This is a genomic window from Allohoeflea poritis (assembly GCF_027889715.1).
Classification (GTDB): domain Bacteria; phylum Pseudomonadota; class Alphaproteobacteria; order Rhizobiales; family Rhizobiaceae; genus Hoeflea_A; species Hoeflea_A poritis.
In genome coordinates, this window is the sequence record NZ_JAPJZH010000005.1 from 242,637 (window position 1) to 261,890 (window position 19,254).

Annotated in this window: 18 protein-coding genes; all 18 read left to right on the forward strand. The window is 63.0% G+C overall.

Going from position 1 to position 19,254, the window contains the following annotated elements; genetic code table 11:
- Position 1 precedes the first annotated feature (1 nt).
- The 18 genes from pobA to OOZ53_RS10505 all read left to right on the forward strand — a co-directional run bounded on the left by pobA (position 2) and on the right by OOZ53_RS10505 (position 19,212).
- The gene (gene pobA / locus OOZ53_RS10420) at positions 2–1,174 is read left to right on the forward strand and encodes a 4-hydroxybenzoate 3-monooxygenase (protein WP_271089449.1); all 1,173 of its coding nucleotides are present in this window, start codon (positions 2–4) and stop codon (positions 1,172–1,174) included.
- Between the two features lie 98 nt (positions 1,175–1,272).
- Positions 1,273–2,442 (forward strand): thiolase family protein, encoded by a 1,170-nt coding sequence (locus OOZ53_RS10425; RefSeq protein WP_271089450.1) that lies wholly within the window; start codon positions 1,273–1,275, stop codon positions 2,440–2,442.
- Complete coding sequence (locus tag OOZ53_RS10430; RefSeq protein ID WP_271089451.1) at positions 2,439–2,837, forward strand: PhlB family protein; 399 nt, start codon at positions 2,439–2,441, stop codon at positions 2,835–2,837. The genes OOZ53_RS10425 and OOZ53_RS10430 overlap by 4 nt, the downstream gene beginning before the upstream one ends.
- Positions 2,821–4,482, forward strand: coding sequence for an acetate--CoA ligase (locus tag OOZ53_RS10435; RefSeq protein ID WP_271089452.1), 1,662 nt, complete (start codon positions 2,821–2,823; stop codon positions 4,480–4,482). The genes OOZ53_RS10430 and OOZ53_RS10435 overlap by 17 nt, the downstream gene beginning before the upstream one ends.
- Positions 4,483–4,531: 49 nt before the next feature.
- Complete coding sequence (locus tag OOZ53_RS10440; RefSeq protein ID WP_271089453.1) at positions 4,532–5,368, forward strand: sugar phosphate isomerase/epimerase family protein; 837 nt, start codon at positions 4,532–4,534, stop codon at positions 5,366–5,368.
- Positions 5,365–5,916, forward strand: a complete 552-nt coding sequence (locus OOZ53_RS10445) for a DAK2 domain-containing protein (protein WP_271089454.1) — start codon at positions 5,365–5,367, stop codon at positions 5,914–5,916. The genes OOZ53_RS10440 and OOZ53_RS10445 overlap by 4 nt, the downstream gene beginning before the upstream one ends.
- Complete coding sequence (locus tag OOZ53_RS10450) at positions 5,913–6,923, forward strand: dihydroxyacetone kinase subunit DhaK (RefSeq protein WP_271089455.1); 1,011 nt, start codon at positions 5,913–5,915, stop codon at positions 6,921–6,923. The genes OOZ53_RS10445 and OOZ53_RS10450 overlap by 4 nt, the downstream gene beginning before the upstream one ends.
- 13 nt (positions 6,924–6,936) lie before the next feature.
- Positions 6,937–7,854 carry a tagatose 1,6-diphosphate aldolase gene (locus OOZ53_RS10455; RefSeq protein ID WP_271089456.1) on the forward strand — a complete coding sequence of 306 codons (918 nt, stop codon included), beginning with the start codon at positions 6,937–6,939 and terminating at the stop codon, positions 7,852–7,854.
- Positions 7,851–9,323: an aldehyde dehydrogenase family protein gene (locus tag OOZ53_RS10460; RefSeq protein ID WP_271089457.1), complete on the forward strand. Its 1,473-nt coding sequence runs from the start codon at positions 7,851–7,853 to the stop codon at positions 9,321–9,323. Before OOZ53_RS10455 ends, OOZ53_RS10460 begins: the two co-directional genes overlap by 4 nt.
- A 55-nt stretch (positions 9,324–9,378) precedes the next feature.
- Positions 9,379–10,116, forward strand: coding sequence for a GntR family transcriptional regulator (locus OOZ53_RS10465; protein WP_271089458.1), 738 nt, complete (start codon positions 9,379–9,381; stop codon positions 10,114–10,116).
- A 13-nt stretch (positions 10,117–10,129) separates the two neighbouring features.
- Positions 10,130–11,557: an L-fucose/L-arabinose isomerase family protein gene (locus OOZ53_RS10470; protein WP_271089459.1), complete on the forward strand. Its 1,428-nt coding sequence runs from the start codon at positions 10,130–10,132 to the stop codon at positions 11,555–11,557.
- A gap of 217 nt (positions 11,558–11,774) precedes the next feature.
- Positions 11,775–12,881 carry an ABC transporter ATP-binding protein gene (locus tag OOZ53_RS10475; protein WP_271089460.1) on the forward strand — a complete coding sequence of 369 codons (1,107 nt, stop codon included), beginning with the start codon at positions 11,775–11,777 and terminating at the stop codon, positions 12,879–12,881.
- A gap of 43 nt (positions 12,882–12,924) precedes the next feature.
- Entirely contained in the window at positions 12,925–14,292 is a 1,368-nt protein-coding gene (locus OOZ53_RS10480; protein ID WP_271089461.1) for an ABC transporter substrate-binding protein, read from the forward strand.
- A gap of 92 nt (positions 14,293–14,384) precedes the next feature.
- Entirely contained in the window at positions 14,385–15,314 is a 930-nt protein-coding gene (locus OOZ53_RS10485) for an ABC transporter permease (RefSeq protein WP_271089462.1), read from the forward strand.
- Position 15,315: 1 nt separating this feature from the next.
- Positions 15,316–16,173: an ABC transporter permease gene (locus OOZ53_RS10490; protein ID WP_271089463.1), complete on the forward strand. Its 858-nt coding sequence runs from the start codon at positions 15,316–15,318 to the stop codon at positions 16,171–16,173.
- A 46-nt stretch (positions 16,174–16,219) separates the two neighbouring features.
- On the forward strand, positions 16,220–17,323 hold the full coding sequence (locus OOZ53_RS10495; RefSeq protein ID WP_271089464.1) for a nucleoside hydrolase: 1,104 nt from the start codon (positions 16,220–16,222) through the stop codon (positions 17,321–17,323).
- Positions 17,324–17,418: 95 nt separating this feature from the next.
- Complete coding sequence (locus OOZ53_RS10500) at positions 17,419–18,102, forward strand: FCD domain-containing protein (protein WP_271089465.1); 684 nt, start codon at positions 17,419–17,421, stop codon at positions 18,100–18,102.
- A gap of 153 nt (positions 18,103–18,255) precedes the next feature.
- Positions 18,256–19,212, forward strand: coding sequence for a Bug family tripartite tricarboxylate transporter substrate binding protein (locus tag OOZ53_RS10505; protein WP_271089466.1), 957 nt, complete (start codon positions 18,256–18,258; stop codon positions 19,210–19,212).
- Positions 19,213–19,254 lie beyond the last annotated feature (42 nt).

The following is a 19,254-nucleotide window of genomic DNA, read 5'->3' on the forward strand; positions in this document are numbered from 1 at the left end:
CATGCGCACACAGGTGGCAATCATCGGATCGGGGCCGTCGGGCCTTCTGCTCGGGCAGCTTCTGCACAGGGCCGGCATCGACAACATAATCCTCGACCGGGTCAGCAAGGAGCACATACTGGGGCGCATCCGCGCCGGCGTGCTCGAAGAAGGCATGGCGCAGATGATGGAAGAGGCGGGCGTCGGCGCGCGGATGAAGCGCGAGAACCTGCTGCATGACGGGTTCGACATGGTCTTCGACGACGAGGTGCACCGGATCGACCTGTTCAACCTGTCGGGCGGCAAGCGGGTTCATGTCTATGGCCAGACGGAGCTGACCCACGACCTTATGGATGCGCGGGAGGCGGAGGGCCTGACGACCATCCATGAGGCGCAGAATGTGCAGCCGCACGATTTTGACGGCGAGAAACCCTATGTGACTTACGAGAAGGACGGAGTCAGCCAGCGGATCGACTGTGACTTCATCGCCGGATGCGATGGGTTTCACGGTGTTTGCCGCAAGGTGCTGTCGGACGGAGGCATGCAAACCTTCGAGAAGGTCTACCCGTTCGGCTGGCTCGGGCTCCTGGCGGATGTTCCGCCCGTTCATCATGAGCTGATCTACGTCAATCATGCCCGCGGTTTTGCCCTGTGTTCGCAGCGCTCGGAAACCCGAAGCCGCTATTATGTGCAGTGCGCCGTCAGCGAGAATGTCGAGGACTGGTCCGCCGACATGTTCTGGGACGAGTTGCGACGGCGGCTGCCGGACGAAACCGCGCAGAAGGTGATCACCGGGCCGGCGCTCGAGATGTCCATCGCGCCGCTGCGCTCCGTCGTGTCGGAGCCGATGCGTTTCGGTCGTCTCTTCCTCGCCGGCGACGCGGCGCACATCGTTCCGCCGACCGGCGCCAAGGGCCTGAACCTTGCCGCAAGCGACGTGCATTATCTCTTCGAGGGCCTGCGCGAGCACTATCTCGACCGGTCGGATGCGGGGCTTGATGTCTATTCGCAGAAAGCGCTGCACCGCATCTGGAACGCCGAGCGGTTCTCCTGGTGGATGACCAGCGTCATGCACCGGTTCCCGGATATGAGCACATTCGACCGGCGTATTCAGCAGGCGGAGTTCTACCAGCTTGTCCATTCGAAGGCCGCTTCGACGGCGCTGGCGGAGAACTATGTGGGCCTGCCCTATTGATCGCAGGCGGGTCGGCCAGAAATTGCAGGTCATCTTAAGTAATTTGTATTGACAAATTAGCCGATCTCGCGTTTGCTCGTTCCGACAGGGAGTGAGCGATGGTCTTGGTCGCCGGAACCGGCATGACCGCATTCAACCGCCGCAAGGACGGCAGCGGATTCCGCGACTGGGCCTCGGATGCATTCGAGGAAGCGCTGGTTGCCGCGCAGATCGGCCGTAGCGATATCGATGCGCTGGTGGTTGCCAGCGAGAGCGATTACTTTTCCATGCAACTCAACCCGGCGTCCGTGCTGTCCGACGATTTCGGCCTGAGCGGCGTATCCTGCCAGCGGGCCGAGGGCGGCGGTGCTTCGGGGCAGGTCGCGGTGCACGCAGGCGCCACGCTCATTCTTTCGGGTCTTGCCCGCAGGGTCGCGGTGGTCGGCTTCGAGCCGTCCGCGTCTTATTTGAGCGGCGCCGCCGTTTCCGAGCTTTACGGCTATTCCTTCGATGCATGGACGGATGGAATGTCCGGCGTATCGTCGACGGCGCTTTACGCCCTTTCGGCGAAGGCTTTCATGGCGCGCTGCGGCGCGACCCATGACGATTTCGCGGCGATTGCCGTGCAGAACCGGACCTATGCCTGCGACAATCCTCTGGCGCATCTGCCGCTGGAGATCACAGCGGAGGATGTGCGCGATTCGACCATGATCTCCGATCCCTACCGGCGCCTCGACTGCTCGCCGCTGAGCGATGGCGCGGCGGCGCTCATCCTGACCCATCCGGATGCCGCGCCGGAGAGCCGCCGGGCGTGCCCCCGCATTACCGGGATCGGCGCCGGGAGTGATCGGGTGCGGCTCGGAGACCGCAGCGATCCGGGTTATTTCGCCGGCAAGGAGATTGCCGCCAGGCGCGCCTATGCGATGGCCGGGATCGAGCATCCGCATCGCCAGATCGGCCTGGCGGAAGTCTATGACGCCTATTCCGGCGCCCAGCTCCAGGCTATCGAGGCGCTTGGCCTGTCCGAGGATTTCCTGGCGGAGTTCCGTTCCGGCTGCTTTGCCCAATCCGGCCGCCTGCCGGTCAATCTTTCCGGAGGGCTCATGGGGCAGGGCGCGCCCGTCGGCGCAACGGGCGTCGCGCAGGCGGTGAGCTGCGTGCGGCAGATCGACGGGACTTATCATTCCGGGCTGCAGCTGCGCGATCCGCCGCGCGTCGCGATCGCCGATACCCATGGCGGCGTGGCGACGGTGTGCGCGGTCACTGTTTTTTCGGGGGAGGCCGAATGAAGTACCAGCTTGTGCTCGACTATCATCTCGGCGAGGGCGCGCTCGGTCCCTATCTGGAGGGTCTTTCCGAAGGCATTGCCCTTGCCCGGCAATGCAGGCGCTGCGACCGGGTTACCTTTCCGCCGGAACGCAATTGCACCTGCCAGTCGCAGGACAATCTGCCCGCTTCATTCGGCTGGAAAACCCTTGCCGGCACTGCCACGATCGTTCACCGCACGGACGGGCTCGGCGGCGGATATGCGCTGGCCAGGTTCGACGGGGCGGACAATCTGGCGGTTTGCCGTATCGACAATCCGGATGAAGAGGGCGCCTACGCGACCCTGCTTGCCACGGGTGAATACCGGCCCGCCATTACCGTAGAAATTTCTGGAGAACCTTTTGAAACCGTTGAATGAATGGTCCGCCGACGCACTTGCGGAGATCGGACTGGAGAAACAGGATGGCGCGCTGCGGATCGCGATCGCGCCCGACAGCAATATCTACTCCATGACCGTCGGGCGGTATCTCGGTTCAGGTGACCGGGACAGGCGGGCGATCAGTATCGAAGAGCCGGACGGCGCGATGATTCACTACAGTTTCGCCGAGGTGGACGACGCCGCCACGGCGCTTGCCGCGCGGCTGTGCGCCCTCGGCTATGGGCGCGGCGACTATATCGGTCTGCATTGCGGCATGCGCCCGGAAACGGCGATCGCCCATATGGCGATCTGCAAGATCGGCGCCGTCGCGGTCACGCTGTCGCAGCTCTACGGGCCGGATACGCTCGCCCATGCGCTGAACGATTGCCGGGCCGGAATCCTGTTGACGACGGAGGCGGGCTGGGCGCCGCTGCGTGATCAGGCGGCGCGTCTGTTTCCGCATCTCAAGCATGTTCTGGTCTCGTCGAGCGCGGGACCGGAGGAAGACCTTGCTGCCATCCTGCGCTCGGCCCCGCCCGCGGATTTCGAGCCGGAACTGACCGGCGCCGACGACCCGGCGCTGCTGATGTACACCTCCGGCTCGACCGGCATGCCCAAGGGCATCTTGCACGGCCACCGGGTGCTTGCCGCCTACCGCCCATCGATCAATCTGTTCTTCAATCTTTCGCTCGGCGACGAGGATGCGGTCTTCTGGTCGCCGTCGGACTGGGCCTGGGTCGGCGGCCTTCTCGACATGTTGTTTCCCGCCTGGCTCGCCGGCCGTCCGGTGGTCACGTCGGAGGCCCGTTTCAAGGCCGACTGGGCGTTCGCCTTCATGGCGCGTCACAAGGTGACGCACACATTTCTGGCGCCGAGCGCGATCCGCCGCCTGGCGCAGACCGCCGATCCGCACAAGGATCACGACCTTTCCATGCGGGTCATCTGTACCGGCGGCGAGGCGCTGGCGGCGGAGATCCTGGAATGGGCGGAAAACAATCTCGGCGTCGTGTGCAACGAGTTCTACGGGCTGACCGAAGTCAACCACCTGATCGGCAATTGCGCCCGGATCTATCCGCGCCGGGCCGGATCGATGGGGCTCGCCTATCCCGGGCACAAAGTGCTGCTCGTCGATCAGGAGGGCGCGGCGGTTGCTCCGGGCGAGATTGGCGAAATCGTCACCACGGATGATGCGCCGACGCGTTATCTCGGTTACCTCAACAATCCCGACAAGGAGGCGGAACTGCGCCTCGGCCCCTATATGCGCACCCACGATCTCGCGGTGCGCGATGATGACGGCTATTTCTGGTACAAGGGCCGCTCCGACGATCTGATCAAGTCGTCCGGATTCCGCATCGGCCCGGCCGAAATCGAGGAGTGCCTGATCGCCCATCCGGCCGTCGCCGAGGCGGCGGTTGTCGGCAAGCCCGACAAGGAGCGCGGAGCGATCGTCAAGGCCTTTATCCGGCTTGCTGCCGACTATGCCGGCCGCGCCTCGCCCGAGCTCGAGAAGGAACTGACCGATCACGTGCGCGACCGGCTCGCGCCTTACAAGGCGCCGCGCGCGATCGCCTTTGTCGAAAGCTTCGAAATGACCTCTTCGGGAAAGATCAACCGCAAGGCGCTGCGGGCAGCGGAAGGCGGTTGACGGCCATATTTGATTGTACTAATCTGTATTTACAAATTGGGTGGAGCACATGAAATTCGGCATTCATTCCGGGCTCTGGATGACGCGCTGGACCGACGAGATCGATCCGATCATGTCGGTGGTCGCGGATCTCGGCTTCGACGGAATCGAGATTTCACTGCTCGGCATCACACTCGAACGGGCCGCTTCGCTGAACGCCGCGGCGCGCGATCGCGGCCTTGAAATCACTTGCTCGACCGGCCTCGGTGCCCACGAAGATCCGACATCCGCCGATCCCGAAATGCGCAGCGCCGCCCAGGCGGCCATGGAAAACGCCATACGCATCACCGCGGCGCTCGGCGCACGGCAGCTCGCCGGCGTGATCGCCGCGCCGTGGGGCGTGTTCGATCCGGGTGACAAGGCCGGCCGTGCGGAGCGTTCGGCGGCGCTGCTGGGCGGGCTCGACCCCTTGTTGTCGCAGGAAGGCGTCGTGCTCGGCGTCGAGGTGATCAACCGTTTCGAGACCGACCTTATCAATACCGCGCAGGAAGGCATCGCCTATTGCGATGCAGTCGGCTCGCCGCATATCGGCCTGCTCCTGGACACCTTCCATCTCAACATCGAGGACAAGGACCCGCCGGCGTCGATCCGCGCGACCGGCAACCGGCTGGCGCATTTTCACGTGTCCGACAATGACCGGGGAACGCCCGGCAACGGACATTTCGATTTCGCCAGCACCGCCACGACACTGAGCGACATCGGTTACGACGGCTGGGTAACAGCCGAGATGTTCGTCGTGCCCGGCCATCCGACCAGCGCCGACCTTAATATCTGGCGGGCGCTGGAGCCCGATCCGACGGAAGCCGCCCGACAGGCGCTCGCATTCATGAAGGCGACGTTCCAATGAAGGCGCGGCGGTTCTTCGAGAAACTGGAAGCGCTGTACGGCGATGAGCAGGCGCGCCTCAACGAGCTCGACGCGGCGATTGGCGACGGCGATCACGGCAGCACCATGCTGCGCGGGCTGTCGGCTGCCGTGAAGGCCGGCGACGGGTCGCAGGCCAAGGCGTTCATGCGGGCATCCGGCGGCGCCTCGGGAACGCTGTTCGGCCTGATCCTGCATGAGATCGAACTGCATCTTTCGGGCAGCGAGAGGTCCCTGGCCGCTCACCTCGGGCGCAGTCTGCAGCGCATCAAGGAACTGGGCAAGGTTGCTGCCGGAGACAAGAGCATGGTTGACGCCCTGGAGCCGGCCGTGGCGGCGCTCGATGCCGGCGGGGGCACAAGCGACGCGGTTTCTGCCGCTGAAGGCGGGCGCGATTCAACCCGCGACATGGCAGCGCGCCGGGGCCGCGCCCGCTATGTCGAGAATGCCGGCAAGGGACATGTGGATCCCGGCGCCGCGTCGGTGTGCCTGATCCTCGGCGTGCTGGCCGGCGAGGAGGAGGCGCGGTGAAGAAACTCTTCAACAGCCAGGAAACCATGGTCGATGACATGATCGACGGTTTTGTCGCCGCCCATCCGCAGGTTGCGCGCGGCAAGAACGACAAGCGCGTTGTCGTGCGCCGGAAACCGAAGAACAAGGACAGCAAGGTGACACTGCTGATCGGCAACGGTTCCGGACACGAGCCGATCGCCATGGGCTTCGTCGGCGAGGGGCTGCTTGACGCCAATGTGGTCGGCGATGTCTTTGCGGCGCCCTCGGCGGATCTGATCCTTGACGGAATAACGGAAGTCTGCGGAGCGGCCGGATCCATCCTGCTGATCTCCCAGCATTCCGGCGATGTGATCAATGGCGGCGCGGCCGCAATGCTGGCCGAAGAGGCCGGCCACACGGTCAAGCCACTATTCATGTATGACGATATTTCCTCGGCCCCCAAGGGCGAGGAAGCGGAGCGGCGTGGCGCGCCCGGCACCATGTTCATCTACAAGATCCTCGGGGCGGCAGCGGAGGAGGGCATGGCGCTGGGGCCGCTCCTGGAACTGGGCGAGGCGGTGCGCGACGGCACCCGGACGCTGGCGGCGGCGGTCAGCCCCGGGATTTCGCCGCTCACCGGACAGGCGATGTTCTCGCTGCCCGAAGACGAGATTTATCTGGGCATGGGCGTTCATGGAGAGCCGGGCATCGGCAAGGCCAAATACGGCCCGGTGTCGCGGCTGGTCGAAACCATGGTCGCCGCATTGCTGGAGGACAGACCCGTCCCGGAGGGCGAGCGGGTCGCCGTTATCGTCAACGGCATGGGCGGCACCACGCTGATGGAGCTGCTGACCGTCTATCGGGAAACCGGAAGGGCGCTTGCATCGCGCGGTATCTCGACGGTGGCGCCGATGGTCGGCACTTATGTGACGACGCAGGAAATGGGCGGTTTCTCGATCTCGCTGCTGACGCCGACCGACGAAATGTTGCGCTTGTGGTGCGCGCCGTCCGACACGCCGCATTTTCCGGCAATCAAACTGGACTGAGCGGAGTCGCGATATGGGTCAGAAAAAACCAGAACCGCAAATGCCCATGTACGGCGTTGCCGTCGATCAGGGCAGCGGTCTGGGCGCGGCGATTGCAGAGGCGCGCGGCTCCGAAGCGCGCGAAACCGACCTGTTCGACTTCAAGAAGGCCGTGGTGGAGTGCCTGAGCCGCGATGCCTCAGTTCTGCTGGTCGATGCCGAGTATGGCCGCGAGCTTCTGCCGCATTTCAATCCGGCCTGCGAAAAGCTGCTGGCCTACGAGGCCGATGTCTACCGTATCGCGACCAGCGAGCGCATCACCGTGCTTCCCGACAATCTGAGCGTTGCCGATTATGCGGGGCTGGGTGTGCGCCGGCTGAAATTCTTTCTCTATTACGCGCCGCGCGGCTCGGCGGAAACCAATGAAAAGAAGCACGGTCTTGTGCGCGATATCGGCCGGCAATGCGCCGATCACGGTATCGAGTTCCTTTTCGAGCCGATCGTCTATGACGAGACGGTGACGGATTCCACATCGCTGGAATTTGCGCGGCTGAAGCCGGATCTGGTGCGCGAAGCGACCGCGATCTACGCCGATCCAGACTTCGCGGTGGACGTTCTGAAAGTGGAAATCCCTGTCAATCTGGCCTTCGTGGAAGGCTTCGGCAGCGGCGAATTCGATCGCGGCTGGGCGCTCGATTGTTTCCGGCAAGCCGCGGCCGCGGCAGGTCCCATACCCCTCGTCTATCTGAGCGCAGGCGTTTCGTTCGACTGGTTCGAGCAATCCTTGAGACTGGCGCGCGAGGCCGGTGTCAACGCGGCCGGTTTCATGTGCGGGCGGGCGATCTGGTCGGATGCGGTGGCCGAGTTCGGCCATGGCGGCCATGCGCGGCTCACCGAATGGCTGACGGGTGAAGGCCGTCGGCGACTTGAACGGCTGAAGGCGGCGCTATGACAGACCTGATTCCCCTGTTGCCGGATGTCGAAGCCTTTCTGGAAGGCCCGCTGTCGCTGCGGATCGGCGGCGGGAAAATCGATACGGCGGGCAGTATCGAAGTCACAGATCCGTCTTTCGGAACGCCCCTGTGTACGGTCGCGAAGGCTGGCGCGGCAGAAGTCGATCTTGCCGTGGCGGCTGCCGCCGAGGCCTATGAGGGGCCATGGTCGTCCATGACGCCGGATGAGCGCTCGCAGCGCATCTGGCGCCTTGCCGAACTGGTCGATCAACGGGCCGAAATCTTTGGCCAGCTCGACGCGCTGGACAATGGCAAGCCCTTTGCCGTGGCACGCGACGTGGACGCCGCTTATTCGGCGCGGCATTTGCGGTACTTCGCCGGCTGGCCGAGCAAGATCGAGGGCGCGACAATCCCGGTTTCGGTGCCGGACAGGTTCAACTATACGCGGATCGAGCCGGTCGGCGTGTGCGGCCTGATCGCGCCCTGGAATTATCCGTTGCTGATGGCGGTCTGGAAGATCGCCCCGGCGCTCGCCGCCGGCAATGCGATCGTCATGAAACCGGCGGAACAGACGCCGCTTAGTGCGCTTTACCTCGCCGACCTCGCGCTCGAGGCGGGGCTGCCAGAGGGGGTTCTCAACGTCATACCGGGGATCGGCACGGAAGCCGGCGCAGCCCTTGCCGGTCATCCCGGCGTCGGCAAGATCGGTTTTACCGGAAGCACGGCGACAGGCCGGCGCATCGTCGAAGCCTCGATGGGCAATCTGAAGAAGGTTTCGCTGGAACTCGGCGGCAAGGCGGCGAACATCGTCTTTGCTGATGCCGATCTCGAAAAGGCGGTTGCGGGTGCCTTCTGGGCGCTGTTCGGCAATAACGGGCAATCCTGCACGGCCGGGGCGCGGCTTTATGTGCAGCGGCCTGTCTACGACAAGGTGGTTGAAGGGCTGGCCGAACTGGCGGCCGGCGTATCGGTCGGACCGGGCATGGCCGAGGCGGCCCATGATCTCGGGCCGGTGATCAGCGAACGGCAGATGCAGACGGTCACGGGTTATATCGACAGCGGTCTCTCCGAGGGCGCGGAGTGCATTGCAGGCGGTGGCCGGGTGGGTGCGGCAGGCTATTTCGTCGCGCCGACGATCCTGATCGGCGTGACCGACACGATGCGCGCTGCCCGCGAGGAGATTTTCGGGCCGGTTCTGTGCGTCCTGCCCTTCGATGACGAAGCCGAAGTGATCGCCCGCGCCAACGATACGGATTATGGGCTGGCGGCAGGGCTTTGGACGCAGGATGTCACCCGCGCCCGTGTCTTGGCCGAACGGCTCAAGGCCGGGACGATCTGGATCAATTGCTGGGGCGAGACGGACGCCGCCTCGCCCTTCGGCGGAATGAAACAGAGCGGCTACGGCCGCGAAATGGGAGCCGACGCCATCGCCCTCTACTCGCAGACCAAAAGCGTTTGGGTGGTTTGACATGCCGCATTCGGTCATACAAATTGGTATGCAACGAATGAGGGAGGCCTGATCCGTGGAAGCGCGTGCGGAACCGAAATACAAAGTCGCCTATGGCGCATTGCTCAGCCGCCTGGTGTCGGGGCGCTACCCGATCGGCGGGCGGCTGCCGACAGAGGACGAACTGGCCCGGACCTTCGACATCAGCCGGGTCACCATCCGCCGCTCGCTCGACATGCTGGTCAATGAGGGTTTCCTGGAGCGCAGGCAGGGCAGCGGCTACACGGTCATTTCCCTGTCGCCGCCCTCGTCCATGTGTCTTTCGTCCTTTACCGACGCCATGCTGCGCGCCGGGCGCGAGCCGTCTTCACGGCTCATCCGTATCTCGACGCTGGAAGCCGGTGCCCATGGCGAGGAACTGATCGACGAACTGCGGGATGAGCGGCTGACCTGCATCGAGCGCCTGCGCCTTGTCGATAACGAGCCGCAGATGCTGGTGCGGACCTGGGTGCCGGCACGGCTGCTGGCAAACGCGTCAGCCGATGATTTTCCCGGTACGGGTCATGAGCAGTCGATCCTGCGCATATTGCGGCAGCGCTTCGGCCTCGAATGGAACGCCGCCTGCGAAGATATCAGCCCGGCCGGCGCGCCGGCGGATGTGGCGCAATATCTGCAGATCGAACCGGGCCGCCCGCTGCTGGTGCAGGCCTGCACCGCCTTCGACGAGGACGGCAGCGTCGTGTTCTATGAACAGGTCTACCGGATCGGCAAGGTCAGTTTCAATCTCACGGGAGCCTCGCGAGAGGTGCGTTAGCAGGAGTGTGGCGATGCAGGAAGCGGTAACGGTCGGCGTCATTCATGCTTCGCTGCCGAGCTATTTCCCGGACCGGCACCGTGTCTTCGAAGATTGCGGGCGGGTCCTCGAAGAGCTGTGCGCCGGCGAAGGCGCGCGCGTCGTGACGGCGCCGGAGCGGCCGATGAACGGATCGGAAGCACGCCGGGCCGCCGAATTCTGCCTGGCCGAGGGCGCCGATTTCCTACTGCTCATCCATGGCGGCTTTACCATGGGCGATGTCGCGCACACGCTGGCCACCATTCCGGTGCCGATGGGCGCCTGGGCGACGCCGGAGCCGACCCTTGAGGGCGATATCCAGCTCAACAATTTCGTCTCGCTCAATATGACGATGTCGATTGCCAAGGGCGTGCGCGATCTCAGGCAGAATCCCATTCAGTGGTATTTCGGCGCACCGGAAAGCGCCGAATTGCAGCAACGTCTGCGAACCACGCTGCGGGCGCTTGCCATGCTCAAGGGCGTTACGCATACGCGGTTGGCGCTGATCGGCGGGCTGGCGCCGACCTTCTACAATATGGAGGTCAGCGCGGGCACGCTCAAAAGGCGGTTCGGCATCGATGTCGACGCCCATGAGATTGCCGAGCTGACCGGGCGCATGGCGGCAATCGATGCATCGCAGGCCGCGGCCGAAGTCGAGAAAATGGCGGCGGCGGCGACCGTCCGGGATGTCAGCGATGAGCAGCTGACGCTGAACGCAAAGGCGGCGCTTGCCCTGCGCGACATCTGCGACGATGGCGGTTATACGGCGCTTGCGGTCTCCGACTGGCCGGCGCTTCAGGTCGATCCGGGCATCCATCCGGGCGCTGCCTTTTCCTGGCTGGAGGAGATCGATGGCGTGCCGGTTGCCTCCGAAGGGGACCTCCTCGGCGCCGTCACGCAGCTTGCGGCGAAATCCATGACCGGGAAGGTGGGATATCTTCTCGACATGACCGAGCCGGATCTTGAAAAGGGCGATTTGCTGATGTGGCACGGCGGCGGCGGGCCGCTCTATCTGGCGGACGACAATGGCGCTGCCTGGATCAATCATCCGATGATCGGGCGCGGCACGGAAGCCGGGGCCTGCTACGGAACGATCAGCGACCTGGTTTTCCAGGACGGTCCGGTGACCGCCATGCGAGTGGCCGACGACGTGACGACGCTGTTCGAAATGGAAGCGCGCGTGGCCGGGCGTCAGCCGAGCGGCTTTACCGGCTGCCGGGGCTGGTTGCGGGACTTTTCGGTCGGCGGTCAGGCGGCGTCGCTCGAGGATGTGGTGACCACGGTGATGGGACACGGGATCGAACATCATTTTGTCCTCGTGCCCGGACATCATCACGAAGTGCTGATGGAGTTCGCCGGCTGGGCAGGCCTGCGGCCGCTTGAGCGGATCGCGGCGCGGCGGCACTTGATTACGGGGTCCTGAACGGCCGACGGAGCGGTCTTCGGGAGACGGATACTGAATGCGGCAAATGGTTGGATTCGCGGCGGAATTGGCATCGCCGCGATGATCGGGAGAATGGCTGTCCGGGGCGTCCCGGCAGCCGGTTTGGATGGAACGAATTTGTTGACATCAATGCAAATTGATATTACTCATTTTGTTATATCAAATTTTGGTTGGGAGGACCTGGTGCAGTCAGAGTTTGAGCCGAAACGGCGCATCGATCTTCGCCGCCAGAGACGGCGGTGAAGCGGTGACACAGGTTCAGCTTCGGGCCGTCAGGAAGGAGTTTGGTTCCTTCGTCGCGCTCGAACATATCGATCTGAATATCGCATCGGGCGAACTAGTTGCGCTGCTCGGCCCGTCGGGCTGCGGCAAGACGACGACCCTGCGCATGATTTCCGGCCTCGACAATCCGACCAATGGCGAGATCCTGTTCGACGGCAAGGACGTGTCGGAAGTGCCGGTGCGCGACCGCAATGTCGGCATGGTCTTCCAGCGTTACGCGCTTTTTCCGCATATGAATGTGGAAAAGAACATCACATTCGGCCTGCGCGTGCGCAACGTGTCCCCGGAAGAGGTCTCGGAACGTCTTGAAGAGATCCTCGACATCGTCCAGCTTACGCAATTCCGTCACCGGTTTCCGGCGCAGCTCTCCGGCGGGCAGATGCAGCGCGTCGCCATAGCCCGCACGCTGATCACCAAGCCCTCTGTGCTGATGATGGATGAGCCGCTGGCCAATCTGGATACCAATCTGCGCGGCGAGATGCGGCGCTTTATTCGCGATCTGCAGCAGCGCTTCAATATAACGACCATTTTCGTCACCCACGATCAGGTGGAGGCGATGGAGCTGTCCGACCGGGTGGCCGTACTGTTCGACGGACGGCTGGAGCAGTTCGACACGCCCGATGCGATCTACCACCGGCCGGACAAGATCAGCGTCGCGAAATTCATGGGCGCGTCCAATATTTTCGAATGTACCGTCGCCGACGGGATGATCAAAGCCGGCTTCGCGGATCTCGCGGCGATAGGGACACAGGCTTTCGCCCAGGGCGAGCGAGCGGATGCCATGGTCCGCAGCGAGGCGATCCGGTTGCTCAAAGAGCCGCAGGATGGCGCGGCAAACCAGGTCGAAGGCGAAATCCGCACGGCAGATTTTTTTGGCGCCACTGTTTCCTACACGGTGCAGGTGGGCGAGCATGAATTGAATGTCGACGAGCATTCGACGGAAAAGCTGGAGACGGGCAGCAGGGTATTCCTGCAGCTTCCGGGCGACCGGATCTGGCTGTTTCCGAAACGGGCCAACTAAGTGAACCGGTGGCGCGAACGCCGCCAAAACTGGGAGGAATGGCATGACTGGATTAACGAAGGCCGCGTTGCGCAAGGGTCTCATGACGGCAGGCGCGCTGGTGTTGACGACGGCGCTGGCGCATGGCGATGAGGCGGCGGAACAGTTCCGCGCCGATTTTCTCGACGGCAAGCTGAGCTGGGAAGACGTCTCCAAGCGGGCCGCCGATGAAGGCAAGGTCAATTTCTACTACTGGGGCGGCAGCGACACCATCAATGTGTGGATCGACAGCGTTGCGGCTCCGGCCATGAAGGAACTGGGCGTTACGCTCAACCCGGTCCGCATCACCAACACCAAGGACGCGATCGACCTGGTGCTGGCGGAGAAGAACGCCGGCAAGGGCGTCGGCGCGGGCAGTGTCGACGCCATCTGGGTCAATGGCGAGAACTTCTACACGATGAAGCAGCAGGACGCGCTGTTCGGCTCTTTCGCACAGAAGGTTCCGAATGCCGCCAATTTCGACTGGAATCCGGACGATCCGCGCTCGCTGCTTAACCTGCGCGATTTCGGCGTCGTCACCGACAGCAAGGAAATCCCGTGGTCCGGCCAGCAATATGTCTGCGCCGTCAACCGGCAATATGTCGACGCCGCCGACACACCCTCGACCTTCGAGGACATGAAGGCATATCTGGAAAAGAACCCCGGCAAGTTCACCTATGTGAAGCCGCCGCACTATATCGGCAACACATTCGTGCAGTCGGTCATGTATGCGTTCAACCCGGACGGCAATGGCGGCGTCCCGTTCCAGCAGTCGATTGACGATCTGGGCGCTGCCGAACTTGCCCGACTGATCAAGCCGGGCATGGAGTATCTGAAGTCCATCGAGCCGATGCTGCTCGGCGCCGATGGCGGCAAGGCGCGTTATCCGGAGGACATCGCGGCCCTTGACGGCCTGTTCCTCAATGGCGAGGTCTACTTCAACTGCAAGTTCGGCCTTTATGCGGTGCATACCGGTCTGCAGACCGGTGCCTATCCGGAAAAGGCGGAGGCCTTCATCTTCCCGAAGGGCCTGATGATCGCCAACAAGAACTATCTCGCCATTCCGGCCAACAGCCCCAATCCGGCAAGCGCGCTGCTTCTGGCGAACTACATGGCTTCCGTCGATTCGCAGGCCTCCAAGCTCGAAAATGCCGGCATGCCGGTCGGCATCGATGTCTGGAAACTGTCGGCGGACGATGCCTCCATGGTCCAGAAGGCCGCGCCGCCGCTCTATGGCGTGACCCAGGCCGATCTCGACGCCAATGTCGCGCCTGACACCAATGCCAGCCTCGTCGACGTGATCGAAGGCACATGGCTTGAATATATCGAGCGCGGATCGTCCTCGTCGATCGAAGAGATCGTCGATACGATGGTCAAGCAGATGGCGCAGTAGCAGCCAACAGCGCCGCCGGTTCGCCGGCGGCGCCCTGATTTCCGCGTCCGCCGGGATTGGCGGCCCGTTTTACTCGTTTTTTGCACGGACCCATGGCAACCCAGGACACAGCCCTCGATACCCGTTCGGGCCGGCGGTCGACCGCGCAGCGCAACGCCCTTTTTCTGCGTATCGCTGAGCTCGCGCCGATCGTCATCGTGCTCTTCGTGCTGTTCGGCGGCGCGCTGGTCCTGGCGCTGCTGCAGAGCCTTGGCTTCGCGCCGTGGTTCGGCATCAATACATTTCCCGACTTCTCCTATTTCGGGGCGCTGTGGGGATCGTCCGCCTTCTGGGTCTCGCTCGGCCTGACGCTCTATTACGGCCTGGTTTCGACAATCATTGCGCTGATCATGGCGATCGTGCTCAGCCTCGCGCTGATCAAGCCGTTCCGCGGCAAGACGCTCTACAAATATCTCTACAAGCTGCCATTGATGATTCCCTATACGGTCGGTATCGCGCTGGCCGTTCTGATGCTTGGCAATGGCGGCATCCTGTCGCGCCTGATGGCGCTGGTCGGCATGATCGACAACCCCGGCGATTTCCCGCAAATCCTCAAGACCCACTACGGCTGGGGTATCATTGCGGTCTATGTCTGGAAGCAGGTGCCGTTCATGACGCTGGCCATCTATGCGGTGCTGCTGGGCATCGGCCGCGAGACGGAAGAGGCGGCGGCGATCCTCGGCGCCACCCGTCGGCAGATCTTCTTCTCCGTCACGCTGCCGCAGATCCTGCCGGGTATCGTCTCATCAACCCTGATCTGTTTTGCCTTCAATGTCGGCGCATTCGAGGCGCCGTTCATTCTCGGCGGCGGTTATCCGGACACGCTTCCCGTGGTCGCCTGGCGCTATTTCAACGACGCCAACTACGCCTTCCAGCTCCAGGGCATGGCGACGGTGGTTTCCATCGGCATTGTCGCGGGCGTCATCCTGTTTGCGTATCTCGCCGTCTACCGGCGCTATGAGCGCATGCGCGGGAGGGCGTGAGATGGCGCGCAAGGCAACAAACACCTTCACGCATCTGTCGCCCTTCCAGCGTTTTTATCTGGTCGCGGTCGCGGCGCTGATTGTCGGGCCGTTCCTGCCGCTGATTATCCAGAGTCTCGCTTTCCGCTGGGCCTGGCCCAATCTCCTGCCGACGGTCTGGTGGATGGAACAGCGCGAGCGTTCGCCCATACCACTTGCCTGGGACTATGTGCTTTCGCCGTATTCGCGGGTCTATGAGGCGACGTTCAACACGATGGTGATCGGCATCGCGGTGACGGTCATCTGCCTGGCGATTTGCCTGCCTGCGGCGCGGGTCCTGGCGCGCGAGAGTTTCAGGGGCAAGAACAGCTTCGAGTTCTTCCTGTCGCTGCCGCTGATCGTGCCGGAGGCGGCGATCGGTATCGCGCTGTTGATGATCTTCATCAATCTCGGCCTTGCCGGCAGCTATGTCGGTATCATCATCGCCCATTTGATCCCGACCATCCCCTACATGGTGCGCATGCTGACGGCGGTCTATCAGGGGCTGGGGCGCGAATTCGAGGAACAGGCGATGATCCTCGGCGCCAGCCGATGGCAGATCCTGCGCATGGTGACGCTGCCCATGCTGATGCCCGGCGTGGTGGCCGGCGCGCTGTTCACCTTCCTGGTCTCGAGCAACATCTTCCTGCTCACCTTCTTTCTCGGCCAGGGCAAGATCATCACCTTGCCGACCTTGCTGTTCTCCAAGATTTCCGGCGGAACGCTGGACGCCTCTGCGGCCGGCATCACGCTGATCGTCTCGTTGCCGGGCATCATTCTGCTGATCATCTCGGAGCGGTTCATCAAGGAAGAGGCGTTCGGCAAGGGCTTCGGAAACTAACACCATCCGCCATGCGGCGAACCAGACGGCAGAAAGGCCGGGACCCATGAAAACACCCGATCATATTCTTGAGCGTTTTCCCAAGCTCAGCGATGCCGAAATGAAAGCGCGGCTGGAACACCCCGGCAAGCCGGCCCGTGTCATAATCGACACCGACGCCGCGAACGAAATCGACGATCAGTTCGCCATTGCCTGGGCGCTGCTGTCGCCCGAGCGGCTGCATCTGGAAGGCGTGACTGCGGTGCCGTTTTCATTCCAGCACCACCGCGATGCGATCATCGAGAGCGTGAACCATTTGCGGGAAGGGCGCTCGGCAGACGACGACAAGGTCGGCAGCCTGCGCGGCTGGGCGGAACGGGTAATCGCCGCCGGCCGCAAGGCCGAAGACATCAAATTCGTCGCTCCCGACGAGGGCGCCGAGCTTTCCTACGAGGAAATCTTGCGGGTCTATGAAGAATGCCGGATCTCGCCGGACGGCAAGGTGTTTCGCGGATCGCCCGGTTACCTGACATCGCTGGAAGAGCCGATCGCTTCGCCGTCCGCGGATTTCATCATCGAACGGGCCCGGGCCAATCCGGGCGAGCTGCTCTACATCTGCGCCATGGGCGCGGTGACGAATATTGCCTCGGCGTTCCTGATGGCGCCGGACATCATCCGCAATGTCGTGGTGATCTGGACATCGGCCTATCCAAGCCACTCGCCGCACTGCAACGCGCCATCGCTCAACCTGGTGCAGGACACGCTGGCCTCGAGCCTGATCTTCGATTGCGGCGTGCCGCATATCTACCTGCCCGGCTATTTCGTCGGGGCACAGCTCAAGATGTCGCTGCCTGAGATGGAGCGTTTCGTCCACGGCAAGAGTGCGATCGCCTCCTATCTGCACCATCTCTACACACACAATCCGCTGCATGAGATGTTCGCGATCACCGATCCGGAAGAGCGCAGCTGGGTGTTGTGGGACCTGATCGACATCGCCTGGCTGTTCGATCCCGAATGGGTGCCGACCATGCTCGTGCGCTCGCCCGTGCTGGACGACGATCTCTACTGGCAGCATCCGGAGGGCCGCCACCTGATGCGGGAGGCTTATGACGTCAATCGCGATGCGATCATGATGGACCTTTACCGGAAACTTGAGGCGGCGCCGGACTGAACCGGCCGAACCAATCCGAACACGCGGCAAGACAATCTGTTGTCATCCCGCATCTGGACTGTTGACAGTTATCAGACAGCGCATATTTTTAGGTCATGCCCAAGGAAACACCATCAAATGCCGCGCTGGAGCAGATCAGCCAGCGCCGGTCGAAGACGCTGAGCACGATCGTTTGCGAGGCGATCGAGGCGATGATCATCTCTGGAGAGCTGGAGGCCGGCGATCGCATCAATGAAAGCTCGCTTGCCGGCCGCCTCGGCGTCAGTCGCGGGCCGATCCGGGAAGCCTGCCGAAGCCTCGAACAGGCGGGTCTGCTCGTCAGCGCCACCAATCACGGCATGTATGTGCGGGAAATGACGCTCGACGAGGCGCGCGACCTTTACGAAGTCCGTGGCGCCCTTGCCGGCCTCACCGGACGGCTCATTGTCGAGCGGGCCAGCGATGCAGTACTGCAAAAGCTCCAGAAACTGGTAGATGACATGGATGTCGCGGCGCGTGAGGAGAACGTTTCGAGCTACTATTCGCTCAATCTTGAATTCCATGATTCCCTTGTCGATGCGGCGCAGAACCCGGCCCTTGAACAGAGCTACCGACGGATCGTCAACCAGCTGCACCTGTTCCGCCGTCGCGGGCTTGTCCAGAAAGGCAATCTCGCCGTCTCCAACAAGGAGCACCGGGCAATTATCAAGGCGCTGCTCGCCCGCGACCTCGAAGCCGCCGAGACCGCCATGCGGGCGCATGTCGCCGGCGGCTGGGCGCGCATGTCCGCACCATCCTGACCAACACCGACCGATGCGGATTCCGGTTGCCGGAATGCAGGCGCGATGATTGAAAACTAAAAACTGTTGACAGTTTACAGTTTGTGAATTAACGTCTGATCCCATGGACGGTCTCGGCGCCCAGCGTCGGGCCGAGATTTCCGGGAGGATCGAATGACTATCTTGCGCATGGCGGCGCTGGCCGCATCCACACTCGTATTGACGGCCGGCCTGGCTGTCGCCAATGACTACCCCTCGCAGCCGATCGAGGTTGTCACGCACGCATCGGCCGGTGGCGGCACGGACACGACGGCCCGCACCTTGTTGATCCGGGCACGCCGTGAATTGAAGGTCGATGCCTTCGTCCAGATCAAGAAGGGCGGCGGCGGAACCGTGGCGATGTCCTACGCAGCCGGTAAGCCCGCCGACGGGCATACGCTGATGGCGATCACGCCGACCCATCTGATCACCATGGCTCGCGGCCGTGCGCCGATCAGCATCGACGATATCAAGGGCGTGGTGCGTTCGACCGACGATCCCATCATTGTGGTGGTCAACAAGAAGTCGGGCATCGGTTCTCTCGACGATCTGAAGTCGATAAGCGAGAAGGCTCCGATCAAATGGGGCGGCACGCAGGCCGGCGGCATCGATCATATCGCCGCGATCACCTTCTCCAAGAAGTCCGGCATCAAGCTTGCCTATGTGCCTTTCGACGGCGGTGGCGCGATGATCACCAACCTGATGGGTGGCAATATTCAGGCTGCTGGGCTGAATTACGGCGAGGCCGTCGACGGCATCGAATCTGGCGATTTCGTGCCGCTCGCGGTGATGGCCGACAAGCGTCTGGCTGCCCTTCCCGACACACCGACGCTCGCCGAGCTCGGTATCGACGGTGTCAATTTCTCCACCGTTCGCGGCATCATCGTAATGGCCGATACACCTGACGAAAGGGTTGCCGTGCTTGAGGAGAAACTGCTGAAGGCGATGAGCCACGGCACCTATCAGGCATATCTGTCCGGCATCGGCCTGGACGCTTCGTCGGTCGGCGATGCGCAGGAATGGGACGCCCAGATCCGTTCCATGTACGCCAATATCTACGACACGCTCGAAGAGCTGGGCCTGCGCAAATAGTCGAAAACAACTGACGGGATGCGCGTCCTGCGCGCGTCCCCG